This window comes from Indiicoccus explosivorum (assembly GCF_002167005.1).
Taxonomy (GTDB): Bacteria; Bacillota; Bacilli; order Bacillales_A; family Planococcaceae; genus Indiicoccus; species Indiicoccus explosivorum.
This window is the reverse complement of record NZ_NHTN01000012.1, coordinates 1-25,020: the sequence shown is the minus strand read 5'-3', so window position 1 is coordinate 25,020 and position 25,020 is coordinate 1. Positions and strand designations below refer to the sequence as shown.

24 protein-coding genes and 1 pseudogene are annotated in these 25,020 nt (G+C 52.2%); 1 reads left to right on the top strand and 24 read right to left on the bottom strand.

Annotation, left to right across the window (positions count from 1 at the left end; genetic code table 11):
- Nucleotides 1-121: 121 nt before the first annotated feature.
- From CCE92_RS04090 to rpsF, 12 genes are all read right to left on the bottom strand, one after another.
- Nucleotides 122-1,420, bottom strand: coding sequence for a YycH family regulatory protein (locus CCE92_RS04090; RefSeq protein ID WP_162287807.1), 1,299 nt, complete (start codon nt 1,418-1,420; stop codon nt 122-124).
- Nucleotides 1,417-3,237, bottom strand: a complete 1,821-nt coding sequence (gene walK / locus CCE92_RS04085) for a cell wall metabolism sensor histidine kinase WalK (RefSeq protein WP_088006250.1) — start codon at nt 3,235-3,237, stop codon at nt 1,417-1,419. The genes CCE92_RS04090 and walK overlap by 4 nt, the downstream gene beginning before the upstream one ends.
- A 5-nt stretch (nt 3,238-3,242) precedes the next feature.
- Nucleotides 3,243-3,950: a cell wall metabolism response regulator VicR gene (vicR, locus tag CCE92_RS04080; protein ID WP_088006249.1), complete on the bottom strand. Its 708-nt coding sequence runs from the start codon at nt 3,948-3,950 to the stop codon at nt 3,243-3,245.
- 225 nt (nt 3,951-4,175) lie between these two features.
- A complete protein-coding gene (gene asnB / locus CCE92_RS04075) occupies nt 4,176-5,996 on the bottom strand; it encodes an asparagine synthase (glutamine-hydrolyzing) (RefSeq protein ID WP_088006248.1) in 1,821 nt (606 codons plus the stop codon).
- 220 nt (nt 5,997-6,216) lie between these two features.
- The gene (locus tag CCE92_RS04070) at nt 6,217-7,503 is read right to left on the bottom strand and encodes an adenylosuccinate synthase (protein WP_088006247.1); all 1,287 of its coding nucleotides are present in this window, start codon (nt 7,501-7,503) and stop codon (nt 6,217-6,219) included.
- Nucleotides 7,504-7,687: 184 nt separating this feature from the next.
- A complete protein-coding gene (gene dnaB / locus CCE92_RS04065; protein WP_088006246.1) occupies nt 7,688-9,040 on the bottom strand; it encodes a replicative DNA helicase in 1,353 nt (450 codons plus the stop codon).
- Between the two features lie 14 nt (nt 9,041-9,054).
- Entirely contained in the window at nt 9,055-9,504 is a 450-nt protein-coding gene (gene rplI, locus CCE92_RS04060) for a 50S ribosomal protein L9 (RefSeq protein ID WP_088006245.1), read from the bottom strand.
- Nucleotides 9,501-11,480 (bottom strand): DHH family phosphoesterase, encoded by a 1,980-nt coding sequence (locus CCE92_RS04055; RefSeq protein WP_088006244.1) that lies wholly within the window; start codon nt 11,478-11,480, stop codon nt 9,501-9,503. Before CCE92_RS04055 ends, rplI begins: the two co-directional genes overlap by 4 nt.
- 13 nt (nt 11,481-11,493) lie before the next feature.
- Entirely contained in the window at nt 11,494-12,444 is a 951-nt protein-coding gene (locus CCE92_RS04050) for a YybS family protein (RefSeq protein WP_088006243.1), read from the bottom strand.
- Between the two features lie 208 nt (nt 12,445-12,652).
- On the bottom strand, nt 12,653-12,892 hold the full coding sequence (rpsR, locus tag CCE92_RS04045) for a 30S ribosomal protein S18 (RefSeq protein ID WP_175578064.1): 240 nt from the start codon (nt 12,890-12,892) through the stop codon (nt 12,653-12,655).
- A 45-nt stretch (nt 12,893-12,937) separates the two neighbouring features.
- The gene (gene ssb, locus CCE92_RS04040) at nt 12,938-13,438 is read right to left on the bottom strand and encodes a single-stranded DNA-binding protein (RefSeq protein ID WP_088006241.1); all 501 of its coding nucleotides are present in this window, start codon (nt 13,436-13,438) and stop codon (nt 12,938-12,940) included.
- A 44-nt stretch (nt 13,439-13,482) separates the two neighbouring features.
- Nucleotides 13,483-13,770 carry a 30S ribosomal protein S6 gene (rpsF, locus tag CCE92_RS04035; protein WP_088006240.1) on the bottom strand — a complete coding sequence of 96 codons (288 nt, stop codon included), beginning with the start codon at nt 13,768-13,770 and terminating at the stop codon, nt 13,483-13,485.
- A gap of 155 nt (nt 13,771-13,925) precedes the next feature.
- Here rpsF and CCE92_RS04030 point away from each other — a divergent pair, with 155 nt between their 5' ends.
- Entirely contained in the window at nt 13,926-14,471 is a 546-nt protein-coding gene (locus CCE92_RS04030) for a DUF3267 domain-containing protein (protein WP_088006239.1), read from the top strand.
- A gap of 51 nt (nt 14,472-14,522) precedes the next feature.
- On the opposite strand, the gene CCE92_RS04025 is transcribed toward CCE92_RS04030, so the two are convergent.
- The 12 genes and pseudogenes from CCE92_RS04025 to CCE92_RS16175 form a co-directional block, all read right to left on the bottom strand.
- Entirely contained in the window at nt 14,523-14,891 is a 369-nt protein-coding gene (locus tag CCE92_RS04025; protein ID WP_241535865.1) for a gamma-glutamylcyclotransferase family protein, read from the bottom strand.
- A 51-nt stretch (nt 14,892-14,942) separates the two neighbouring features.
- On the bottom strand, nt 14,943-16,043 hold the full coding sequence (ychF, locus tag CCE92_RS04020) for a redox-regulated ATPase YchF (RefSeq protein WP_088006237.1): 1,101 nt from the start codon (nt 16,041-16,043) through the stop codon (nt 14,943-14,945).
- 73 nt (nt 16,044-16,116) lie between these two features.
- On the bottom strand, nt 16,117-16,317 hold the full coding sequence (locus tag CCE92_RS04015) for a DUF951 domain-containing protein (protein ID WP_088006236.1): 201 nt from the start codon (nt 16,315-16,317) through the stop codon (nt 16,117-16,119).
- Nucleotides 16,318-16,333: 16 nt separating this feature from the next.
- Nucleotides 16,334-17,278, bottom strand: a complete 945-nt coding sequence (locus tag CCE92_RS04010) for a mechanosensitive ion channel family protein (protein ID WP_338152455.1) — start codon at nt 17,276-17,278, stop codon at nt 16,334-16,336.
- 36 nt (nt 17,279-17,314) lie between these two features.
- Nucleotides 17,315-18,028 carry a DUF554 domain-containing protein gene (locus CCE92_RS04005; RefSeq protein ID WP_088006234.1) on the bottom strand — a complete coding sequence of 238 codons (714 nt, stop codon included), beginning with the start codon at nt 18,026-18,028 and terminating at the stop codon, nt 17,315-17,317.
- A 38-nt stretch (nt 18,029-18,066) separates the two neighbouring features.
- On the bottom strand, nt 18,067-18,900 hold the full coding sequence (locus CCE92_RS04000) for a ParB/RepB/Spo0J family partition protein (protein ID WP_088006233.1): 834 nt from the start codon (nt 18,898-18,900) through the stop codon (nt 18,067-18,069).
- Entirely contained in the window at nt 18,893-19,654 is a 762-nt protein-coding gene (locus tag CCE92_RS03995) for a ParA family protein (protein ID WP_088006232.1), read from the bottom strand. Before CCE92_RS03995 ends, CCE92_RS04000 begins: the two co-directional genes overlap by 8 nt.
- Nucleotides 19,655-19,838: 184 nt before the next feature.
- Entirely contained in the window at nt 19,839-20,552 is a 714-nt protein-coding gene (rsmG, locus tag CCE92_RS03990; RefSeq protein ID WP_088006231.1) for a 16S rRNA (guanine(527)-N(7))-methyltransferase RsmG, read from the bottom strand.
- A gap of 81 nt (nt 20,553-20,633) precedes the next feature.
- Nucleotides 20,634-22,526 (bottom strand): tRNA uridine-5-carboxymethylaminomethyl(34) synthesis enzyme MnmG, encoded by a 1,893-nt coding sequence (gene mnmG / locus CCE92_RS03985; RefSeq protein WP_088006230.1) that lies wholly within the window; start codon nt 22,524-22,526, stop codon nt 20,634-20,636.
- Nucleotides 22,527-22,548: 22 nt separating this feature from the next.
- Nucleotides 22,549-23,934, bottom strand: coding sequence for a tRNA uridine-5-carboxymethylaminomethyl(34) synthesis GTPase MnmE (gene mnmE / locus CCE92_RS03980; protein WP_088006229.1), 1,386 nt, complete (start codon nt 23,932-23,934; stop codon nt 22,549-22,551).
- A 198-nt stretch (nt 23,935-24,132) separates the two neighbouring features.
- Nucleotides 24,133-24,879, bottom strand: coding sequence for an RNA-binding cell elongation regulator Jag/EloR (jag, locus tag CCE92_RS03975; protein WP_088006228.1), 747 nt, complete (start codon nt 24,877-24,879; stop codon nt 24,133-24,135).
- A pseudogene (locus CCE92_RS16175) lies at nt 24,876-25,020 on the bottom strand (OxaA precursor); the annotation flags it as partial. The pseudogene CCE92_RS16175 and the gene jag, both read right to left, overlap by 4 nt.

Below are 25,020 nucleotides of genomic sequence, written 5' to 3'. Positions count from 1 at the left end.
TTCTTCCGGCGTCGCTTCATCGAGCGGCTGGTAACTTTGCGCCCGCGTGAATTTCTCCAGATAAAGAGTATACAAAAACAAGTTCAGGATGGCAAAAACGATGATAAAAATCGTTTTCGTCTTACTCCAATCCAAGCTGCACGCCCCCTTCCTGTTCTTCCTGGATCAGCGGGAACCATGAGCTTCCCGTCTGATAATACCAGGCAGGTGTGAGTTCAAGCAGCCGCTCATCACTGTTGACTTCCAGCTGGTAAGCCGGCAGCAGGTTCAGAACCTCGTCCCGCTCCAGTCCTTCAACCTCTGTCAGCAATTCAACGGCCTCCGTTCCGGCCATCAGCCGGACTTCCGTCATTTCCGCCGTCACGGGAACATCGAGTTCAAAGTACGGCCGGTAATAATTATAAATTCCTGTATTCCCCCACCACTGTTCAATCCTTGTCGACAGCTCATCACTGAAGACCGGCAGGCCGCCGACGAACATCTGGTACCGGATATACTGATTGAGCGGATCGATGGCGAAATAGCGGTAATCGTCCGTCCAACCGCCATGCTCGTTAAGAAAATCCAGTGTATTGAACACCAAGTCCGACATGATTGCCGGGTCTGAGGTGACTGTTTCCGGCTGGATATAACTGAAGCTCTTCATTTCCTCGTTCACGCTCGTAAACCCTGTAAGACCATCTCCTGATTCTTCATCGATCTCTGTCAGGACCGACTCGAACTGCGCATACATTTCTTCTGAAAAGAAGGAATAGACAGGCAGGCTGATCGGTTCGGTCGGGACGTACACCGGCCACTTCCCGATTCCTTCCGCCAAGGCATATACCGGATAATCCGCAGCTACGGCAACTGCCCTGTCCTGGAAGCTTTGGAGTTCCGCCGTACCGATCGCGGCGGTATAAACCCTGCGGGAAGCGGTATCAATAAAATACAGCGGCGGGTTTCCCTCAGCCAGGCTGTCCCAGTCGATGACAATCCGGTCGAATGCGGCTTCCGGCACACTTGAATCCAGATCGAATTGCATATACGCGTCGAACACCGGTAGCGGGACAGGCGCGGCATACTGCAGAACGGTGCTGTTTTCGCTCGAAAGGAGATCTGTCAGCTGACCCTCGGGGATCGCTTCGGATAGGAGAGTCACATCACGGATGACCCATTCCCGCATGGCCGAACGGATAAAGCTGATTTCTTCGGCATCGATCGTCCCCGTCGTCACTTCATCAAAATGGAAAAGGACTTTCAGCGGCTTTACTACCTCTTCGAGCGTCCGCTTTTCCGCAATTTGCTGTTGGGCTGTAATTTCTGGCGTTTCCACGACTTTAAAAGGGGGTTTGTATGTCCAGACGGTGAACGTCAGGAATATGCTCAGAAAGACGAGCAGCAGCAGAACGACCGATTTGATCTGCTCGACATATCTCATTCCCATTCCCCCCCATCGTCCGTTTCGAGCGGCAGCGTGAAGAAGATGGAGGTGCCTTTGCCTTCTCTGCTCTCCGCCCAGATGTTGCCGCCGTGGAACTTGATCATTTCTTTTGCGATGGCAAGACCCAGACCGGTTCCGCCCATAGCGCGAGAGCGGGCGCGATCCACCCGATAAAACCGTTCGAAAATCCGCTCCACGTTCTCTTTCGGAATCCCCATTCCCTGATCGGCGATCCGGACAATCAGGTCTTCATTCTGGATCGTCACATCGAAACGCACTATTCCGCCCTCTGGCGAATATTTCAGCGCATTCGAAATGATATTATCGATCACTTGAGTCATTTTATCCGTATCGATTTCAACAAAATAAGGCTGGTTCGGTAAGTTTCGTTTAAAACTGACTTTTTGGGACTTCGACATTTCAAAGCGGTCGATGATCCGATTGAAGAACCGGTTGAACTCCACTACTTCTTTATTCAGTTCGGACTCGGCAGCGTCCATTTTCGAAAGCTGAAGAAGGTCGTTCACGAGCCTGATCATCCGCTCGGTCTCTGTCTGGGTCACATTGAGGAACATAGGGGCGATGTCTTTATCTTCCCAAGCCCCTTCCGCAAGTGCTTCCAAATAGCTCCGCATCGTCGTGAGCGGCGTCCGGAGTTCATGGGAGACGTTAGCGACGAATTCCCGGCGCTCCATGTCGATTCTCTCCTGCTCGGTGTTATCATGCAGTACCGCGATCAGGCCGTTGACGAAACCTGTCTCTTTCTGGATTACGGAAAAACTGGTCCGGAGTACGGCGTTTTTTTCGGCAGTGCTGAAATCGAGGTTCAGCGCTTCCTTCATGTGGATAAGATCTTCGAATGAGTACTCATCATCGAGCGACAGCACTTCCGTCACCGGCCGGCCAAGCACCGTTTCACGTGGAACATTCAGCAGCATCAGCGCCGTGTTGTTGATCAGGTTGATCCGTCCCCGGCGGTCTGTCGACAACACCCCATCTGTCATATTCGACAGGACCGACGCCAGTTTCCGGCGTTCACTTTCCGTCGACTGCTGTGATTCCTGGAGGCGGTTCGTCAGATTGTTGAACGCTTTCGCCAACTGCCCGATTTCATCATCACTGTAGATCTTAACCTTCCGGGAGAAGTTCCCTTTTGCCATCGTCAGCGCCTGCTTCCGCATGTCAGCTATCGGCCGGGAAATCGTCTGGGCGATGAGGACTCCAAGCACCGCCGTAATCAGTAGCGCAACGGCGGTTGCGACGGCGAGGATCTGGTTGATCTCGCTCATCGTATCGTAAACTTCCCCTTCGATGTCCGCACTGACGTAAATGGCGCCTGCGACCCCTTCCTGGTTCGAGTAAGGCTGCGCATATACCCAGACCCTGTCGCCCTCGGCCTCATCCACGAATATTTCCTGGAAGGGCGTACCGGCCATGATGGCATCGCGGACGAGGTCGTCCGCCGAACGCTGGCCGACAATCGATTCGTTTTCGGAAGAAGCGAGGATGCGGTAATTCGAATCGATGATCCGCATTTCAATGATGTCTTCAGAGTTCAGTCCTTCCAGCACGTCGTCCAGGCTCTGGGCGATGGTCGGATCATCTTCATCCCGCGTTCTCATGATTTCTTCAAGCACGTTGAATTCGACGAGTCCGACCCGGTCTTTGATGGAACTTTGGAAGTTATCGACCATTTCCCTTTCAAGCTCACGGGCAAAATACAGCCCGATCACTTGGATCGCGATCAGGATGAGCAAAATATAGATCAGAACCACTTTCACGTGGATCGAGTTGAAGAAATTGACTTTCTGCATTCCGTTTACTCCTGCTCAGGATTGCGCAAATAGTAGCCGACGCCCCGGCGTGTCACGATCCAGGCCGGATGGCTCGGGTTGTCTTCGATTTTTTCACGCAGCCGGCGAATGGTGACATCGACAGTCCGCACATCGCCAAAATAGTCGTATCCCCATACCGTCTGAAGCAAATGCTCCCGTGTCATCACTTGCCCGGTATGTTTTCCGAGGTAGTGGAGCAGTTCGAATTCCCGGTGTGTCAATTCAATCGTCTCGTCCCGTTTCAGCACGAGATAAGCATCCGGCTGAATTGTCAGTGACCCGATCACGATGTCGTTGGAAGCCGGCGCTTCCTCTTCCGCCGGCACTGCATCCTGGCGCCGGAGATTCGCTTTCACCCTGGCGACAAGTTCACGCGTCGAGAACGGTTTCGTGACGTAGTCATCCGCACCCAGCTCGAGGCCGAGCACTTTGTCGATCTCCGAATCTTTCGCGGTCAGCATGATGATCGGAAAATCGTACTTTTTGCGGATTTCCCGGCAGACTTCCATGCCGTCGCGATTCGGCAGCATGATATCGAGCAGCATCAGATCCGGCACGACTTCGCCTGCCAGCCGGACTGCTTCGTCCCCGTCATACGCGCACACCACATTGAAACCTTCTTTTTTCAAATTGAACTGAAGAATATCCGCTATCGGCTTTTCGTCATCCACTACTAGAATGGTTTTGCTCATCGCCTTTCTCCCCCATCTGTTTTGCCTTCATTCACTGGCAGTACCTTCTGCCTGTCTGTTTCATTTTATCATTATTCCTCTATTCCCGCACTTTCACTCCCACGGGGCAGGCATAATGAAAAGACCGGCTTCTGCCGGTCTTATTAATACTAGAATTATCCTTTTTTTATTATACGCCCGAAGTGCTGCCTATGCAATTCTCCGGTGCTCCGGCAGTCCGGTCTGTTAACCGAAATACTTTTTGTACCAGACGAGGAACATGAATACGGTCCAGACTTTTCTCGCGTTGTTCGCTTTCTCTTCGTAATGCGCTTCCAGCAGACCGAGGATCTCCTCCTGGTCGAAGAACTGGGCGGCCTCGGGGCTCCGGAACATTTCCTCGATCTTCCGGTAATACTTTTCTTCGCGGATCCAGTGACGGATCGGCACCGGGAACCCGATTTTTTTACGGTTTGCCGAAGCTTCCGGCAGCGCACGGCGCGCGGCCAGCCGGAACGCGTACTTCGTGTCGATGTCATTCACCCGGTAAGGGGACGGCACTTTCGCCGCCACCTCCATCACCCGGCGGTCCAGGAACGGGACCCGGAGTTCAATGGAATGGGCCATACTCATTTTATCCGCTTTCAGCAGGATATCATCGACGAGCCACAGATGAAGGTCTAAATACTGCATCTTTGTGATATCGTCTTCATGTCCGACCTTTTCATAATAAGGACTGACGATTTCCTTCACTGCCGGGCCTTTCCGGTATGGCCCTTTCAGGATATCCGCGGCTTCCTTTTCCTGAAAAATTTTCGCCTGGCCGATAAACCAGTCTTCCACTGGACGGCCGCCTTTGATCATCAGGTTCTTGCCCCTCATTTCGGGCAGCGCCTGCGCAATCCCGCCGAGCGGTTTCCGCAGCGCGGAAGGCAGCTTTTTGTATTTCTTCAATGCCGGCGTCTCATCGTATTCGGCATAGCCGCCGAACAGTTCATCCGCCCCTTCACCGGACAGGACGACCGTCACATCACGGCGTGCCAGTTCCGCGAGGAAGTAAAGCGGGACGATCGACGGGTTCGAATGCGGTTCATCCATCATGTACTGGATTTCATCCAGTTTTTCAAAACACAGATCCGAATCGAGCACTTCGCTGACATTTTCAATGCCGAGCTCATCCGACAGCGCTTTCGCATTGTCGATTTCCGAGAAATTACGGTCGCTGAATCCCACCGTAAAGGTTTTATTCGGCTGGAGTACAGAAGCCACATAGCTGGAATCGACACCGCTCGACAGGAATGAACCGACCTTTACATCACTGATCTGGTGGGCGCGGATCGATTCCCGCACGACCTGGTCGATTTCTTCCACAACTTCTTCGAGGGGCTGCTGTTCCGGCTTGAATTCCGGCGTCCAGTACCGGACGATATCCAGTTCGCCGTTTTCATAAGTCATGTAATGCGCTGCCGGCAGCTTGTAGACGCCTTTAAAAAAGGTCTCGTTCAGCACCGGGAACTGGAATGTCAAATACGGTTTCAGCGCCTGTTCGTTCAATTCCTTCTCGAAATGCGGGTGCGGCAGGAAACTCTTGATCTCCGAGCCGAACAGCAAAGTGCCGTTCATGCGGGCGTAGTAAAACGGCTTGATGCCGAACATATCCCGGGCAGCAAAAAGCTTCTTCGCTTTCCGGTCCCAGATGACGAATGCAAACATGCCGCGAAGCCGGCCCACCAGTGCTTCTCCGTACTCTTCGTAACCGTGGATCAGCACTTCGCTGTCTGTATGCGTCTTGAAAATATGTCCTTTCCCGATCAGCTCTTCCCGCAGTTCCATGAAATTATAGATTTCGCCGTTGAAAATAAGGACGAATGATTCATCCTCATTATAAAGCGGCTGGTGGCCTGCTTCGAGATCAATGATGCTCAGCCGCCGGAAACCGAGCGCCGCTTCATCTTCCGTAAACGAACCGGAAGAATCCGGCCCGCGGTGTATGATCCTGTCCATCATCTGCTCCAGCACTGCCGAAGCGTTACCTGTTTTGCCAATAAATCCTGTAAATCCGCACAAATTCTAAAACTCCATTCATCGTTATGTAGTAAGTCACGGAATCATCTGATTTTTTTATCGCTGGTTCTTTTCGAAGCTATCGTCTTCGGGACTTTTGCCTTTATTTTATTAAAGGGTCCCTTTGAGGATTATATAATCATATCATGTTTATATCCATTCTTTCCCGCACAAAAACCCGGAAAGTTTCACCTTTCCGGGCCATCGGATAAAAATTATTCGCTCATCTCCATACGCTCGTTACAATATTCGTCTGATTTCGGTCCGGTCCGACCGAGAAGATGGACAGCGGTACGCCGGTCAGCTGGGAAATCCGTTCTAAATAGTGGCGTGCGGCAGCCGGCAGTTCGTCAAGCGATCGGCAGCCGGTGACATCTTCCTGCCAGCCCGGCATTTCTTCGTACACCGGTTCACATTGTGCCAGGAGCCGCAGGTTTGCCGGATACTCGGTTATCAGTTCGCCGTTCAGCCTGTAGGCCGTACAGATTTTCACGGTTTCCAGCCCTGTGAGCACATCGATTGAATTCACCGTCAGATCGGTCAGACCGCTTACGCGACGGGCATGCCGGACCACTACGCTGTCAAACCAGCCGATACGCCGCGGCCGGCCGGTCGTCGTGCCATACTCTTTGCCGACTTCCCGGATGCGGTCACCGGTCTCGTCGAACAGTTCCGTCGGAAATGGTCCGTCCCCGACCCGTGATGTATAAGCCTTACAGACGCCCACGACATGTGAGATGGCGGTCGGACCGACCCCCGCGCCGATGGTTACGCCCCCGGCGACCGGATTCGACGAAGTGACGAACGGATACGTCCCCTGGTCGATGTCAAGCATGACTCCCTGCGCTCCTTCGAACAGCACTCTGCGGCCATCATCGAGCGCATCATTCAGCACTTTCGAAGTGTCTGTCACATAACGCTCGATCTCCTGCCCGTATGCGTAGTATTCATCCAGAATCTCTTCGGTCCGGAACCCTTCTGTTTCATACATCCGCTCGAACATCCTGTTTTTTTCAGCAAGGTTATGCCCGAGTTTTTCTTCGAACACTTCCCAATCCAGGAGGTCGGCGATCCGGATGCCGGTACGGGCGGCCTTGTCCATGTAGGCGGGTCCGATTCCTTTGCCCGTCGTGCCGATTTTATTGGCCCCTCTCCGCGCTTCTTCCGCTTCATCCTGCCGGATATGGTAAGGCAGGATGACATGCGCCCGGTTCGAAATCCGAAGATTGTCTGTCGGCACCCCCCGCTCGTGGAGACCTTTCAGTTCCTTGACGAGCGCTTTCGGATCGATGACCATGCCGTTGCCGATCACCGACGTCTTCTGCCCGTAAAAAATTCCGGATGGGATAAGATGAAGTTTATATGTTTCACCGCCGAATATGATGGTATGTCCTGCATTGTTGCCTCCCTGATAGCGCGCGATCACTTCCGCATGCTCAGAAAGAAAATCCGTGATTTTGCCTTTACCTTCGTCTCCCCATTGCGTTCCCACTACTACCACTGATGTCAATTGGAGCACCTCCGTCAGGCTCTCGCCCTGTCTCAAACAGCTTTATTGTAGCAGTGTATTCTGAATGCAGTCAATGCTGAATCCGAAAAAACACGAACTAATTCCTGAATCAAAAAAGGAATCGTTCGTGTTTTAAGAATTTAATTCAGCAGATGGTTTTTCATTCCGCCGCTTTTTCCTTCGTCTACGCCGGTGCAGATTCGTGCTGGCTCCAGTCGATAGTGACGAATTTATTGTACTCTTTAACGAATGCCAATTTGACGGTGCCGACCGGGCCATTCCGCTGTTTTGCGATGATGATCTCGATCATGTTCTGGTCTTCCGTCTCTTTGTCATAGTAATCTTCCCGGTACAGAAACGACACAATGTCCGCGTCCTGCTCGATCGATCCGGATTCCCGCAGGTCCGACATCATCGGCCGCTTGTCCTGCCGCTGTTCAACACCCCGTGAAAGCTGGGACAGGGCAATGACCGGAACTTCAAGTTCACGCGCCAGTGCTTTCAGCGAGCGGGAGATTTCCGATACTTCCTGCTGCCGGTTTTCCCCCGGCCGTCCGTTGCCCTGGATCAGCTGCAAGTAATCGATCAGAATCATACCGAGTCCATGCTCCTGCTTCAGGCGCCGGCATTTGGCGCGGATTTCATTGATCCGGACGCCGGGCGTATCATCAATGAAGATGCCTGAATTCGATAGGCTGCCCATCGCCATCGTCAGCTTGCGCCAGTCCTCGTTTTGAAGAGCCCCTGTCCGCAGGACTTGCGCGTCAATGTTGCCTTCGGCACAGAGCATCCGCATGACGAGCTGTTCCGCCCCCATCTCCAGTGAAAAGATGGCCACGTTCTCGTCCGTCTTCGTCGCCACGTTCTGGGCGACGTTGAGCGCGAATGCTGTCTTACCGACCGACGGCCGGGCAGCGACGATAATCAGGTCGTTGCGCTGGAATCCGGCCGTGATCCGGTCGAGGTCGCGGAATCCGGTCGGGATTCCGGTTACATCTCCTTTTCGGGTATGGAGGAGTTCGATGTTGTCATATGTCCGGACAAGTACATCCTTGATGTGCTTGAAATCACCGGCGTTTTTGCGGCTGGAAACTTCCATCATCCGTTTTTCCGCTTCTGACAGAAGCGCTTCCACTTCATCTTCGCGTGTGAATCCGTCCTCCACGATGGATGTAGCCGTGCGGATCAGCCGGCGCAGCAGCGCCTTTTCTTCCACAATGTTCGCATAATGTACGACGTTGGCAGCAGTAGGCACCGAATTGGCTATTTCCGTCAGATAAGAAACACCGCCGACATCCTCAAGTTCCTTCTTGGCAGAAAGCTCTTCTGTGACCGTAATAACGTCGATCGCTTTTCCCCGGTCATTCAATGCCAGCATGGTACTGAAAATCTTTTGGTGGGCCAGCCGGTAAAAGTCGTCCGGCATGACAATCTCCGCTACTGTGATCAGTGCCTGCGGCTCCAGGAAAACCGCCCCGATGACCGATTGCTCCGCCTCATGATTATGCGGCGGAACGCGGTCGATGGCTTCGTTCATTCACTTTTTCCTCCCTACGCCTCTTCGGTGACGTGTACTTTCAGTGTGGCCGTCACTTCGGGGTGAAGCTTGACCGGGACATCCGTATAACCGAGCGTCCGGATCGCATCATCCAATTCCATTTTCCGTTTGTCGATTTTAATGCCGTCCGATTTTTCAAGTTCCTTTGCAATCTGTTTCGTTGTGATGGAGCCGAAGAGCCGGCCGCCTTCCCCGGATTTAGCAGTCAGTTCGACTGTCAGTTTTTCCAGCTGCGCTTTCAGGTCCTTGGCGTCCTGGAGTTCCTGGGCGGCTTCTTTCTGCTCTTTTTTCTTCTGGCCTTCCAGCTGGCTCACAGCCGACTGGTTCGCTTCAACCGCCAGGTTATTTTTCAGCAGGTAATTGTGTGCATACCCGTCTGCCACATTCTTTACTTCGCCTTTTTTGCCTTTTCCTTTTACGTCTTTCAGAAATATCACTTTCATTGTTCTTCTGGTCCTCCTTCTGTAAGGTTCTGTATCGCCTGCTTCAGACGTGCGACCGCTTCTTCGACTGTCACACCCTGCAGCTGAACCGCCGCATTCGTCAGATGGCCGCCGCCTCCCAGTTCTTCCATGATAAGCTGGACGTTCGTATCGCCCAGTGACCGGGCGCTGATGCCGACCGTATTCTCGTCTCTCGGAGCGACGACGAACGATGCCCCGACCCCTTTCAAGGTCAGCAGGATGTCCGCAGTCTGCGCGATCAGGACCGGATTATAAGTCCGGCCTTCTTCCCCCCTGGCGATGGCGATGCTGTCACCGGCGAATTCCACCGTCTGGACGATCTTCGCCCGTTCCACGTACGTATCCAGATCTTCCTTCAGGAGCCGCTGCACAAGGACCGTATCCGCACCATTCGCCCGGAAATGGGAGGCTGCTTCAAACGTGCGCGCTCCTGTCCGCAATGTAAAACTTTTCGTATCGACGATGATGCCGGCGAGCATCGCCGTGGCTTCCAGCATCGTCAACTTTTCCTGTTTCGGCTGGTATTCGATCAGCTCTGTCACAAGTTCAGATGTGGAAGAAGCGTACGGCTCCATATAGACGAGCAATGTATTCGTGATGAATTCCTCACCCCGCCGGTGATGGTCGATCACGACGATCTTTTCCATCCGGTTCAGCAGCCGCTCATCAATGACCATGGAAGGCTTGTGCGTATCCACAATGACAAGCAGGGAATTCTCGGTCATGGCCTGAAGCGCATCATCCGATGACATGAACTTGCCGAAAAGATCCGGATCCCGTTCGATTTCATCCATGAGCCGCATGACACTGCGGTCGTAATTATCGAAATCGATGACCACATGCCCTTCGACTCCGTTCATCGCCGCCATCTTCGCCACTCCCACGGCTGCTCCGATCGCGTCCATATCCGGAAGTTTATGACCCATGATAAACACTTGGTCACTCTCTTGGATAAGGTCGCGGAGTGCATGGGAAATGACCCGCGCCCGCACACGGGTCCGCTTTTCGACAGGATTCGTCTTGCCTCCATAGAAGCGGACTTTTCCGCTGGGCTGCTTAATGGCGACCTGGTCGCCGCCGCGTCCGAGAACGAGATCGAGACCGGACTGGGCCAATTCGCCGAGTTCCACGAGGGAATCCGATCCGGCTCCGACGCCGATGGACAGTGTCAGCGCCATATTCTCTTTGGAAGTCAGGTCGCGGATTTCATCCAGAATCGCAAACTTCGTCTGTTCGAGGTCCTTTAAAATCGACTCGTTGAATACCGCCATAAAACGGTCCGCTGAGACGCGCTTCACGAAAATGCCGTACTTGGCGCCCCAGTTATTCACAAGCGACGTGACCAGGCTATTCAGCCTGCTCCGCATCTGATCGTCCATTCCTTGGGCAAGCTCGTCGTAATTATCAATGAACAGAATGCCCAGCACTGTGCGGTCTGCCTGATAGAGTTTTTCGATCTCCACCTGTTCGGTTATATCGAACAGGTAAAGCAGGCGGTCGTCCGTCTTATAGACGACCCGGTACTTCCTGCCGTTCAGTGCCACTGACAGCTCCGTAATGTTCTCAGATTTAACTAATGTATGGAATTCATCCGAAATCGAAAAAAGCGACGTGCCGATCAGTGAATCCAAATCGAGCTGTTCCGTAATGTACGGATTCGCCCATTCTATTTCGAAGTCTTCATTGACAAGCACAATCCCGACCGGCATCTCGAGCAGCGCTTCTTCCCCTACCCGTTTCATCCGGTACGATAACAGTTCGATCCGTCTCTCTGTATCCTTGTACATTTTTTCTTCCGCATACCAGGCGGCAGTGAAGGCTGCAGCGAACAGTATGAGAAAAAAGAACGCCAGCCACTCGGACCAGACCGACAGCAGCATCGCTGCGGCAATCCCTGTGAGGAATAACGCAAGAAGCGGATACCGGAGGCTCCGTTTCTTTAAGAAATCCGACATTCCTTTCAGCTCCTTATTTCCGTTTAGATTCGTCCGCCTGCTTCACAAGTCCCCGGATATTGAATCCCAGGTCGATGATGCCGACAATTCCTGTAAAGCCGGCCAGCGGGACTGCGAGGAAAGTGGCAAGAACCGCCGACCACTTCGGCCAGCCCTGCTGGTGGATATAATAGTGATAAAATGACACACCCTGCAGGAACAGCAGGACCTGCAGGATCACAGATGCATTCAGCACTGCTGAGTAGGCCAGTGTACCTTCTTCAAAATTAAAGAGGTATGGCGACAGCAGTACGACTAAATAATACCACAAAATGCTTTTCGGCAGTTTCATTCCCCGGAATGGCGGGAACTTCGGCACATTCAGCCCCATTCGGCCGAGAATCGGCAAATCAGCCAGCAGCAGGAGCCAGGCCAGCAGGAAGACTGACAGGATGAAAGCTGAAGGGAGCATCATCTCCAGCGTGTGTACAGTATCGGCCAGCCAGGCGCCGTATCCTTCCGGCAGGCCGCCCAGCTCTTCAGACCGGCTGCCGATCGCTTCTCCCGCTTCCCGGAGCCGGTCAATCGGTTCCATCAGGAAGTTTATCTCCAAAAGGAGCATTGCGCCTGCATACTCGACCAGCGTGGCAATAAGAAGCGCCATGGCCGCTGACATGAACAAGAAGAGCTTGCTTTTCTTTGCATGTATGGACAGACCGACGGCCAAGCCGAACGGAATAAACAGCAGCGCGAGCGGAAGAGCCGCTATACCGCCGACCACGAACGTCAGCAATGCAGCCGCCGCGGCAAAAAGTGCCGACGCTCTGGCGCCATAAGTTGCGCTGTACCACGCAATCGGCACCGGCAGGAACAGCGCCGACACGATATTCAGGACAGGGACATAGACAGATGCGGCTGTCAGGACAACAAACACGGCTGCCATCATCGCGCCGTGGGTGATTTTTTTCGTGCGATTATTCATCATGATACTGCGTCAGCCAACCTTCTTCCCATTTTATTTCATCCGTGTCATTGTACCACGATTGGGAATCTCGAACAAAAAAGCCGGCGCCTTAAAAGAACATATGTTCCTCCTTGCCGGCCATTAAAACCCCGGATCCTTTACTGTGAGCGCACAAAAAAAGAGCCTCTGCCCCAGCAGAAGCCCTTCTTATTTTCGGAATGTAAACCGTTTATCTTTCTTCCGCTACGAACGGAAGAAGACCCATGATGCGCGCGCGCTTGATTGCGACTGTCAGCTTGCGCTGCCATTTTGCGCTTGTGCCTGTCACTCGGCGTGGCAGGATTTTCCCGCGCTCAGAGATGAACTTTCTCAGCAGATCGACATCTTTGTAATCGATGTGCGTGATATTGTTAGAAGTGAAATAGCAAACCTTTTTCCGTTTGCGTCCTCCGCGACGTGGTGCCATAATCGAAAACCTCCCTTGTGGTTATTTCAGTTCAGCGCCGGCAGATGATCAGAACGGCAGATCGTCATCCGATACTTCGATCGGGCCGTTATTGGCGAACGGATCATCGTCCACACGTGTATAATTCCCTTGATTCCCTTGATTTCCTTGGCGCGGTGATTGGTTCTGCTGATAAGACGGCTGGCTCGGTGCTCCGTAAGCCGGGCTTTGCGAGCGGTCCTGATTCGCATTTTTCGGCTCCAGGAACTGGACGCTGTCAGCGACGACTTCCGTCACGTATACGCGTTTGCCTTCGCTGTTTTCATAGTTCCGTGTCTGTATGCGCCCTTCAACACCGGCAAGGCTTCCCTTCTTCAGGAAATTTGCCGTGTTTTCGGCTTGTTTCCGCCACGTCACACAATTAATGAAATCCGCTTCCCGCTCACCTTGCGCATTCGAAAATGTCCGGTTCACAGCAAGCGTGAAATTACAGGCAGCTACGCCATTCGGTGTATAGCGGAGCTCCGGATCTTTCGTCAGTCTCCCGACAAGGACAACCCGATTAATCATCAGAATTCAACCTCCCCCAAGACAAATTGGTCCGACTCGTTCTATTACTCTTCTTCGCGTACAGCGATATGGCGAATGATATCTTCGTTGATATTCGCAAGACGTGTGTACTCGTCGATGGCACGGGTATCAGCGTTAGCTTTCACGATATGGTAATAACCTTCGCGGAAGTCGTTGATCTCGTAAGCCAGGCGGCGTTTACCCCACTCTTTCGACTCGATGATTTCAGCACCATTTGAAGTGAGGATTTCATCAAAACGCTCAACAAGCGCTTTTTTCGCTTCATCTTCAATCTGTGGCTGAATGATGTACATAAGTTCGTACTTTCTCATCTGTTGTCACCTCCTCATGGACTGTGGCCCTACTCTCTTGGAGCGGGCAAGGAGCAATTCAGTTGCATTACTCACATCAATACATTTTAACACTTTACAACCATCTGTGCAACCTAAAAATCCAGCGTATAATCAGAATGAAGGAGGTGAATGCGATGGAACCTGCCAGAGTGATTTCCCTCAATATTGAAAAGCTCATGAGGACCGGCATGTGGTGGAATGCCGGACTCCTGGTCCTTTTCGCTTTCTTATACCATTTTTTTACAGAACCACTGACTTTCAATTTTTCATGGAGCGGCATTGGGCTGTTCATCGTCGGTTATGTCCTGCTGATTGTTCTGCACGAGCTCTTCCACCTAATCGGGTTTGTCGTGTTCGGGCGCGTCCCGCTTTCATCGCTCGCTTACGGACTGAATCTGAAAATGGGTGTGGCGTATGCCACTACTGAGCGGCCGCTGCGTATCGGGGCGATGCGGAAAGCGCTCCTTCTCCCTTTCTGGATGACCGGCGTGCTGCCCGGAATCATCGGCTTCACTCTTCCAAATCAAGTACTCGTCCTGCTGAGTGCGATACTGATCGCGGGCGCAATCGGGGATTTTTCCATGTACCGGGGACTGAGGAATGTAAAAACTTCCGCCTGGGTGATGGATGACAAGACGGAACCGAAGCTCTACGTGTACGATGATTATCCGGATGAATGAAAAACTGCAGACGGAACCGGTTTGTTGGTTCCGTCTGCAGTCTGATCCGGATTATCGGTTGATCCAGATTCCGTTTTCAATCCGCTGGCGAAGCAGGTTTTCTTTTTTTGCGACATAGATGACTGCCTGATGCGATCCTGACGGTGATTTCACTTCCGCTGTGATTTTTTCATACAGGTCATCCGGACTCCCCGTACAGTCCTCCACTTCATCGAGACCCGCCCATAACTCATCCGGCACTTCATACACTTCCCCCGCCACGGTTCCATCTTCCCCTGCTGTCATAGCCGGATAACCGAAACCGGTATCATATAAAGTTCCTGAGGCAAGAGCATCTTTTTCAATGAGCTTTGCGCCTTTAAGATAAGCATGATACATCCCGCCCTGTTTCAGCGTTCCGTAAACAAACACGTTCATCATTCATCACCTCTCAAAAAGACGGACGCAGCCCCGCTGCATCCGCCTTTGCTGTCAGACGTTAAAACGGAACAGCATGACATCCCCGTCTTTCACGACATATTCTTTTCCTTCCTGTCTTACTCGGCCGGCCTCTTTCGCGCGGCCCATCGACCCGGCCTCCACTAAATCTTCGTACGCCACAGTCTCTGCCCGGATGAATCCGCGTTCGAAATCAGAGTGGATGATCCCCGCGCATTGCGGTGCCTTCATCCCCTTCCGGAATGTCCAGGCACGCACTTCCTGCTCTCCTGCAGTGAAATACGTGGCGAGACCAAGCAGTTGGTAAGTTGCCCGGATGAGCTGATCCAACCCCGCTTCTTTAATGCCAAGCTCTTCCAGGAACATTTCTTTTTCTTCGTCGTCAAGCTCTGCCATCTCTTCCTCGATCTTGGCACAGACAACGACCACTTCCGCATTATCGCCTTCCGCGAATTCCCGTACTTTTGCGACATATTCGTTGTCGCTCGGGTCCGCAATTTCTTCTTCCGATACATTCGCCACGTACAGCATCGGTTTTATTGTAAGCAGGTGGAAATTCTTCGCGATGTGTCTCTCATCGTCCGTCAGTTCCACTGAACGTGCCGGTTTCTCATTTTCGAAAGCCTCTTTTAGTTTCAGCAGCACCGGCTCTTCCGCCATCGCTTCTTTATCCTTCGACTTCACCATCTTCGAAACACGGGCCAGCCGTTTGTCCACGCTTTCCATATCGGCAAGGATCAGCTCCAGATTGATGACTTCGATATCTGAAATCGGATCCACTTTCCCGGAAACGTGTGTAATGTTCTCATCCGCAAAGCAACGGACAACTTGGACGATCGCATCCACTTCACGGATATGGGACAGGAACTTGTTGCCCAGCCCCTCCCCTTTGCTGGCGCCTTTCACAATCCCGGCAATGTCTGTGAATTCAAAGGCTGTCGGAATGGTTTTCTTCGGCTGGACGAGTTCGGTAAGTTTCTGTAAACGCTCATCCGGCACTTCGACGATGCCGACGTTCGGGTCTATTGTACAAAACGGGTAGTTGGCGGATTCCGCCCCCGCTTTTGTGATTGCGTTAAACAGTGTCGACTTTCCGACGTTCGGAAGTCCGACGATTCCTGCTGTTAATGCCATATGGCTTCACGCCCTTTCTCTTCTCTGCAACTTGTTCATTATAAAAATGAAACGCGGAAATGTCCACTAGTGGTCATTCCGCGTCCGCTTTTACCAGTACTTTTTTCATTTTTTTGCTGAATTCCGGGCGCGGCAGCATGATGCTGCGTCCGCACCCTTCACACTTGATCCGGATATCCGCGCCCATCCGGATGATTTTCCAAGCATTGGCGCCACATGGATGGCCCTTTTTCATTTCGACCACATCATTTAATCCGAATTCTTTCATTTCCATGCTTCTTCCGCCCCTCTCACTCTTCCTCCTGCTGTTCCTTCGGAGATTCCGAATCTTCAGGGGACCGCTGGATTGTCACCATCCGAGGATAAGGGATTTCGATGCCATGGCTATCCAGGAAAATCTTCAGATCCCGACGCAAATTCCTGGAAACCGCGAAATGCTCCATCGGCAAGGTTTCAGCGGTTACCCGAAGCACCACTTCCGAAGCTCCAAGCATCTGGACTCCCAGCAATTCCGGCGGTTTTACGACTTTATCGTAATTCTCCGGAAGATTCTCAAGGAATCCTTGAATCAGCTTCTCAGCTTTTGCGATATCCGATTCATAAGCGATGCTGATATCGACGACGGCAATGGAATTATTGACCGAAAAGTTTGTAATGTCAACGATCGATCCGTTCGGCAAAATGAACAGTTCCCCTGTGAACGCCTTGATTTTTGTGGTGCGGAGTCCGATTTCTTCTACCGTCCCTTCCGCTGTGCCAGCCCGGACAAAATCACCGACCGAAAATTGATCTTCGAAAATGATGAAAAATCCGGTGATGATGTCTTTCACCAAGCTCTGTGCGCCGAATCCGACTGCCAGACCAACAACACCGGCACCGGCCAGCAGACCGGCGGTATCGACTTGGAATGTCGAAAGAATCGCCAGGATTGCCGCAAAATAGACGACATAGGCGACGACATTTTCCAGCAGCTTGACCAGTGTCCGCTGCCTTCGGTCCGTCGTGTGCAGCGGCCCCTTCAGTTGGATAGCCAGCACACGGCGGACGATCGTCCGCAGGATTTTCACTGCGATGACTGAAATAAGAACAATCAGCAAAACTTTTAACGCAATAATTCCGAGGAAAATCCACGTATCTTCACTGACAAGGAGTTCTCTTATGTCAGCGATGAGATTCAGCGTTTCTTCCGTTTCGGCTTTCGCCGTTTCAGCCGCTTTTTCTGCTACTTCACTCACATCATTGCTCATAGTATTTCGTTTCTTTCCTCCTCTTTACACAAACCCCATCTGGTACAGGACGGTGACGATGACTGCAGTCACCAGAATGCCCGGGAGCATATTCGCCACTCTCACCTTCATCAGACCGAGCAGGTTCAGACCGATCGCCACGATCATAAGCCCTCCTGTCGCCGTCATTTCACCTACGAACAGATCCAGCGCATCTTCAGGGACAATGGTTTTGATCTGTGTCGCGAACAATGCAATGAACCCTTGGTACACAAAAACAGGAACAGCTGACAGCAGGACACCGATCCCGAGTGTCGAGGCCAGGACGATGGAAGTAAAACCGTCGATCACTCCTTTGGAATAAAGGATTTTATGCTCTCCTGTAAGCCCGCTCTCAAGAGAACCGATCACACCCATCGCGCCGATCACGAATATGAGCGTCGCTGTCACAAAGCCTTGTGCAAGGCTTCCCTGATTTTCCTTCGTACCGAGCTTGCGTTCGATGAATTTTCCGGTGTTATTCAGCAGCCGGTCCAGGTCCCACCATTCCCCCAGGACGGTGCCGAAAACGAGGCTGATGATAACGATGACAAAATTGCTGCTTTCAAAGCCCATTTGCAGGCCGAGAGCGATAATGGCAATACCGATTCCCTGCAGGACAGTCTCTTTCATCTTATCGGGGATATTGCGAAGCGCCCGCCCTAACAATGTTCCGAATACAATGCAAACCGCGTTGACAAATGCTCCTAAAAGAACCATCGACCTACCCCGCTTCCCCCTGATCCGCTGTCACGTCTTCAATCCAGCAAATCGAGAATCCGCTCCAGATCTTCTTCGGAAAAAAACTCGATTTCGATCTTTCCCTTGTTTTTAGTTTTCTTGATCTGCACATTCGTCCCGAAATAATCTCTCAGTTCCGCTTCTTTTTCAGCCACGAACAAATCCTGTTTGATATCTTTTGTTTCACGTGGAACATTATCATTCAGCCGCTGGACAAGCGTTTCCAGCTGCCGGACATTCAGCCCGTCCTTCACTGTTTTTTCAGCCAGTTCCGGAATCATTTTCTTGCGTTTCAGTCCTAAGAGAGCTCTTCCGTGCCCCATTGAAAGCTGCCTGTCGGATATGAGCGACCGGACACTTTCGGGAAGCGCGAGCAGTCTTAGATGGTTAGCAATGTGCGGGCGGCTTTTGCCGAGCCGGAACGCCAGCTGTTCCTGTGTAAGGCTGAGCGTTTCCATCAATTTTTGATACGCTTCAGCTTCTTCGATAGGTGTCAGATCCTCGCGCTGGAGATTCTCGAGAATGGCAAGCTCCATCATTTGCTGGTCGGTCAGTTCTTTGACGATCGCTGGGATTTCCGCAAGATTTGCCATTTTGGCGGCCCTGAAACGTCGTTCCCCGACTACGATCTCAAAGTTTTTTTCTTTCCCTCTTACGACGATCGGCTGCAGCACCCCGTGTTCTTTGATGGAATCCGACAATTCCTGGAGAGCGGTATCGTCGAATATTTTTCTCGGCTGAAACGGATTCGGCCGCAGCAGCCGGACATTGATCAATTCGACACTTTCACTCTTATCAAGAGACTCTCCCGGAAACAATGCATTCAGGCCTTTCCCCAGCCCTTTAGCCATTGCTGATCACTTCCTTCGCCAATTCTAAATACACTTCCGCGCCGCGTGATTTAGGATCATAAATGATGATAGGTTCTCCATGGCTTGGCGCCTCGCTCAGCCGGATATTCCGGGGAATGATCGTCTTATACACTTTATCCTGAAAATATTTCTTCACTTCTTCGATGACCTGATTACCGAGATTTGTCCGAGCATCGAACATCGTCAAGAGCACCCCGTCAATCACCAGTTCATCATTCAAGTGCTTCTGGACGAGCCGGATGGTGCTCAGCAGCTGGCTCAGGCCTTCCAGTGCATAGTATTCACACTGGACAGGGATGACGATGGCGTCTGAAGCGGTCAATGAATTGATGGTCAGCAGACCGAGTGACGGCGGACAATCGATCAGGACATAATCATAGTGTTTTTGTATGCTTTGAAGCGCATGCTTCAGGCGCACTTCCCGTGAGATGGTCGAAACCAGTTCGATTTCCGCCCCTGCCAGGGCGATTGTCGCCGGTATGATGTGAAGATTTTCAACTTTGGTTTCCATGATGACCGAGGCAACGTCAGCATCATCGATCAGCACGTCGTAAATGCACTGCTCGACATCCCCTTTGTTGATTCCTACCCCGCTTGTCGCGTTGCCCTGCGGATCTATATCAATCAGTAATACCTTTTTCCCGAGATAAGCCAGACTCGCACTCAAATTGACCGAAGTCGTCGTCTTGCCCACCCCGCCTTTCTGGTTGGCGATTGCAATCGTTCTTCCCACTGCCGCACCTACTTTCTTCCTCAAAAATTCTATCTGTTTTCCTCAGTACATGCCTCACTGTATGTACAAAAACACCAGCAAGTTATATTTTATCAAATTCCCGCAGTGTTTTGTCATGAAAAAGGAATGTTTCACGTGAAACATTCCAAAACTTGCTGTCCGGATTGTTCCACGTGGAACATTTTTAAGAAATTGGCGACTTATTGGGCGTCCCCGCTTTACGCGGATACTTTTTCGGTGTCCGGCCGACCTTACGGAAAATCTGTATGTGCCGGTCACTTTCTTCTGCCGGCAGCCTGAATGAATGGGTCTTTTCATATCCGGCGCCGAGCTTGTCGAGAGCCGGTTTCGCATCTTCGAGTTCATCAGTGGCCGACGCCGCTTTCATCGCGGCGAAAATGCCTCCCTGTTTCACAAGCGGCACACACAGCTCTGCCAGCACAGGAAGACGCGCGACCGCCCGGGCTGTCACAAGATCGAAGCTTTCCCGCTTGTCCGACTGACCGAAGTCTTCTGCCCTCGAATGAACCAAGCTGACTCCTTCAAGTTCCAGACGGTCCTTCAGGTGATTCAGGAACTGGATACGCTTGTTCAAAGAATCGATGATGGTCACCTGCAGGTGCGGATAGCAGATCTTGAGCGGAATGCTTGGAAAGCCCGCGCCTGACCCGACATCGCAAATGGTTTGAATGCTGCTGAAATCCAGGTAGAATGCCGCGGTCAAAGAGTCATAAAAATGCTTCAAATAAACGGACGGCTCATCCGTAATGGCCGTCAAGTTCATTTTTTTATTCCATTCGATCAGCTCCTGGAAGTAAATCCGGAACTGTGCTAACTGTACTTCTGTCAATTCGATTCCCTGTTCATTCAGTGCAGACCGGAATTCCTGTTCGTTCACTTCAATTCCCTCCCCAAGTTCTGGTCCAAATAAAAAAGGCTGGACGAATCCAGCCTTTCCAGGCAGTATCGCTGTTCCTGTTCATCGGACAGCCACTTTCGCAATTCTTCCCTGTTCAATATACACCAGCAGAATCGAAATGTCAGCCGGATTCACGCCTGAAATCCGGGACGCCTGCGCAATGCTGAGCGGTCTTACTTCCGCCAGCTTGGATCGGGCTTCAGTCGCCAGTCCTGATATTGCACTGTAATCGATGTCTTCCGGAATCCGTTTGTCCTCCATCTTTTTCAGCTTCTCGACTTGCTGGAGGGATTTTGCAATATATCCTTCATACTTGATCTGGATTTCAGCCTGTTCTTTCTCTTCTTCTGTCAGTCTTGCCTCCGAAGGGACAAGCTGTTCAATATGGCTGTACGTCATTTCCGGACGCTTCAGCAGATCCGCTGCACGGATGCCGTCTTTCAGTTCGGTTCCGCCTGCTGCACGGATCAGTTCCTGTACGTCTTCCGAAGGTTTGATGATCAGCTTTTTCAGCCTGGCGATCTCCCGGTCAATCGCTGCTTCCTTCTTTTTGAACGCTTCGAACCGCTCTTCATGGATCATACCGAGTTTGTAGCCGATTTCCGTCAATCGCATATCCGCATTGTCATGGCGAAGCAGCAGCCGGTACTCGGCACGGGACGTCAGCAGCCGGTAAGGTTCATTGGTCCCTTTGGTGACGAGGTCGTCAATCAGGACACCGATATACGCATCGGACCGGCTCAGAATGACCTCTTCCCTTCCCAGGACTTTCGCGGCCGCGTTGATTCCTGCCATCAGTCCTTGTCCAGCGGCTTCTTCGTAACCCGAAGTGCCGTTGATCTGTCCTGCTGTATACAAGTTCTCGATCTGTTTTGTTTCAAGTGTCGGCCAAAGCTGCGTCGGGACAATGGCGTCATATTCGATGGCATAGCCTGCACGCATCATTTCCGCCTTTTCAAGGCCGGGGATCGTCTCGAGCATTTTCCGCTGCACGTGTTCCGGCAGACTGGTCGATAAGCCCTGTACGTAGACTTCCCGGGTATTGCGTCCTTCAGGTTCAAGGAAAATCTGATGACGGGGCTTGTCATTGAACCGGACGATTTTATCCTCGATGGAAGGGCAATAACGCGGGCCGGTCCCTTTAATCATGCCGGAATACATCGGCGACAGATGGAGATTCTCGTCGATCAGGCGGTGTGTGTGCTCATTCGTGTAAGTGAGCCAGCAAGGCAGCTGATCCATGATGAATTCCGTCGTCTCATAACTGAACGCGCGCGGCACGTCGTCACCTGGCTGGATCTCGGTTTTACTGTAATCGATGGTCCGGCTGTTTATACGCGGCGGTGTGCCTGTTTTGAACCTGACCATTTCAAATCCGAGTTCTTGAAGGTTTTCAGCAAGCTTCACTGAGGGCTGCTGGTTGTTCGGTCCGCTGGAGTAACGGAGATCGCCGATCACGATCTCCCCCCGGAGGAATGTCCCGGTCGTGACAACGACTGATTTCGAGCGGTAAATGGCGCCTGCCTGCGTAACCAGCCCCTTCACTTTTCCATCTTCGATGAGGAGTTCTTCCACAACTCCCTGATGAAGGGTCAAGTTCTCCTGCTCTTCCATCAGCCGTTTCATTTCCTGCTGATAGAGCACTTTGTCCGCCTGCGCCCGCAGCGCCCGCACAGCCGGTCCTTTTGCCGTATTGAGCATCCGCATCTGAATATGGGTTTTATCGATGACACGGCCCATAGCGCCGCCGAGTGCGTCGATTTCACGGACGACGATCCCTTTTGCAGGACCTCCGACCGACGGATTGCACGGCATAAAGGCGATCATATCGAGATTCATGGTTAAAACGAGTGTATTTGCCCCCATCCGGGCGGATGCAAGACCGGCTTCAGTCCCTGCATGGCCTGCCCCGATGACGATTACATCGAACGTGCCTGCTTCAAAATTCGGCATGTCCGTTCATCCTCTCTTTGTTTTATTTTCCAAGACAGAACTGTGAAAACAGCTGGTTGATCAAGCTTTCCTGAACCGTATCGCCCACGATTTCGCCGAGGATCTCCCAGGTGCGAACAACATCGATCTGGACCATATCCACCGGCACTCCGCTTTCGGCAGCCGCCATGGCGTCTGAAATCGTGTTGTGTGCCTGCCGGAGAAGCGAAATATGGCGGGCGTTGGAGACGTAGGTCATATCTCCGGTACTGACGGAACCTTCAAAGAACAGATCGGCGATGGCCTGTTCAAGCTGATCGACGCCTTCGTCTTTCAAAAGCGACGTCGTCACAAGGCGGCCGCTGCCGGCAAATGCCCTGACCCGTTCCAAATCGATCGCCTGCGGCAGATCGGTTTTATTGACTACGGTGATTACATCCATTCCCGCCAGTGTTTCCATCATTTTCTCATCTTCTGCCGTCAGTTTTTCCGCGCCGCTGAGGACAAACAGAATAAGATCGGCTTCCTGAAGCACTTTGCGGGACCTCTCCACACCGATCCGTTCAACAATATCTTCCGTTTCCCGGATACCGGCTGTATCCACAAGCCGGAGCGGCACGCCCCGGACGTTGACATATTCCTCGATGATATCCCGGGTGGTTCCGGCGATTTCCGTCACGATCGCTTTGTTTTCCTGGACCAGGCTGTTCAGAAGCGACGATTTGCCGACATTCGGTTTGCCGACGATGACAGTCGATAGCCCCTCGCGGAGAATTTTCCCCTGCTGGGAGGTTTCAAGAAGCCGCTCGATCTCTGACTGGACCCATCGGGTTTTTTCGAGCATCAGCGGGACCGTCATTTCTTCCACATCATCGTATTCCGGATAATCGATATTCACTTCCACTTGGGCTAAGGTTTCAAGAAGGGTCTGACGGAGCGTTCCGATCAGCCGCGATAAGCGCCCATCCATTTGATTCAGCGCCACGTTCATCGCACGGTCGGTCTTGGAACGGATCAAATCCATGACTGCTTCGGCCTGCGATAAGTCGATCCGGCCGTTCAGGAATGCCCGTTTCGTGAATTCGCCTGGTTCAGCGAGGCGGGCGCCTGCCTCCAGTGCGAGGGTCAGGACCCGATTCACTGAAACAAGCCCGCCATGGCAATTTATTTCGACAACATCTTCCCGGGTGAATGTCTTGGGCGCCTTCATGAGCGAAACCATGACTTCCTCCGCAAGTTCCCCGGTTCCAGGATCTATGATATTTCCATAATGGATAGTATGGGATTTTTGATCGCCGAGCTGTTTGCCGCCTGGTGCGCTGAACAGTCTGTCAGCGATTTGAACGGCTTCCGGGCCGCTCAGTCTGACGATGGCAATGGCGCCTTCTCCTGAAGGTGTGGATATCGCAGCAATCGTATCGAACTCCATTTGTGTTCCTCCTTGATAAAAAAGTTGTCCACATGTGGACAACTCACTTCTGCATCTTTCCTGACGCTTTAGAATAGCATACTGGAAAGCAAAACGAAAGCTTGCCGAATCAGCGGAAGCGCTGGCAGTCGCAGGAACCTGAAAATCTGGAATGAGGCAAAGAGGACAAAAAAAAGCCTGCCTCCCGGCAAGCTTTGATTATTTCAGCGGTTCTATGACGAGATAACGCTTCGGCTCTTTCCCTTCGGAATGGGTTTCGATGTCGATTCTGGTGGACAGCGCCTGATGGATCACTTTTCGCTCATGAGGCGGCATCGGCTCCAGACGTACGGTGCGGCCGGTCCTGACCGCTTTATCCGCCATCTTATCCGCCAGCTGCTCAAGTGTCTCCTGCCGCCGCTCCCTGTAATCCTCCGCGTCCAGCCGCACTAAGAGAAACTGCTTCGACTGCTTGTTAAGGACGAGCTGTGCGAGCTGCTGGATCGCATTCAGAGTCTGCCCCCGTTTGCCGATCAGCAGGGCGGCTTTATCGCTTTCAAGCCGCATATGGATATGTTTGCCGTTCCGTTTCGTATGGATTTCCAGATCATCTACAGCCATTTCATGGGCAATCCGGCGGATATAGTCTTCCGTTTCCCGGACGGCTCTATCCGTCCCGGATGCCGTGCTTTGCGGCTGTTCGGCCGGCTCCCGGTGCTCAGGGACCGCTTCTGCCGGCTTGGACGGTTCAGCCGGTTTTTCAGAAACCGGTTCAGCCGTTTCAAGGACCGCTTCTTCATTCAATGTGACTTCCACAGCGGCCGGCCGGGCACCGATGCCAAAAAACCCTTTTTTCCCTTCCGCAATGACCCGGACAGTCACCTGATCCCGTCTTGCGCCAAGCTGTTCAAGGGCGGCAGCAACCGCTTCTTCCGAAGTTGCGCCGCTTTGCGTCACCCGTTTCACTTTTTCATCCCTCCTGATTTGACAGGCTGCCCCTCTTTCTTTTCCCAAGGGCGATAAATTACCATATTTTGGATAAGAGAAATGATATTTCCGATCACCCAGTAAAGCGTGAGCGCCGCCGGCAGGATGATTCCGAAGAAA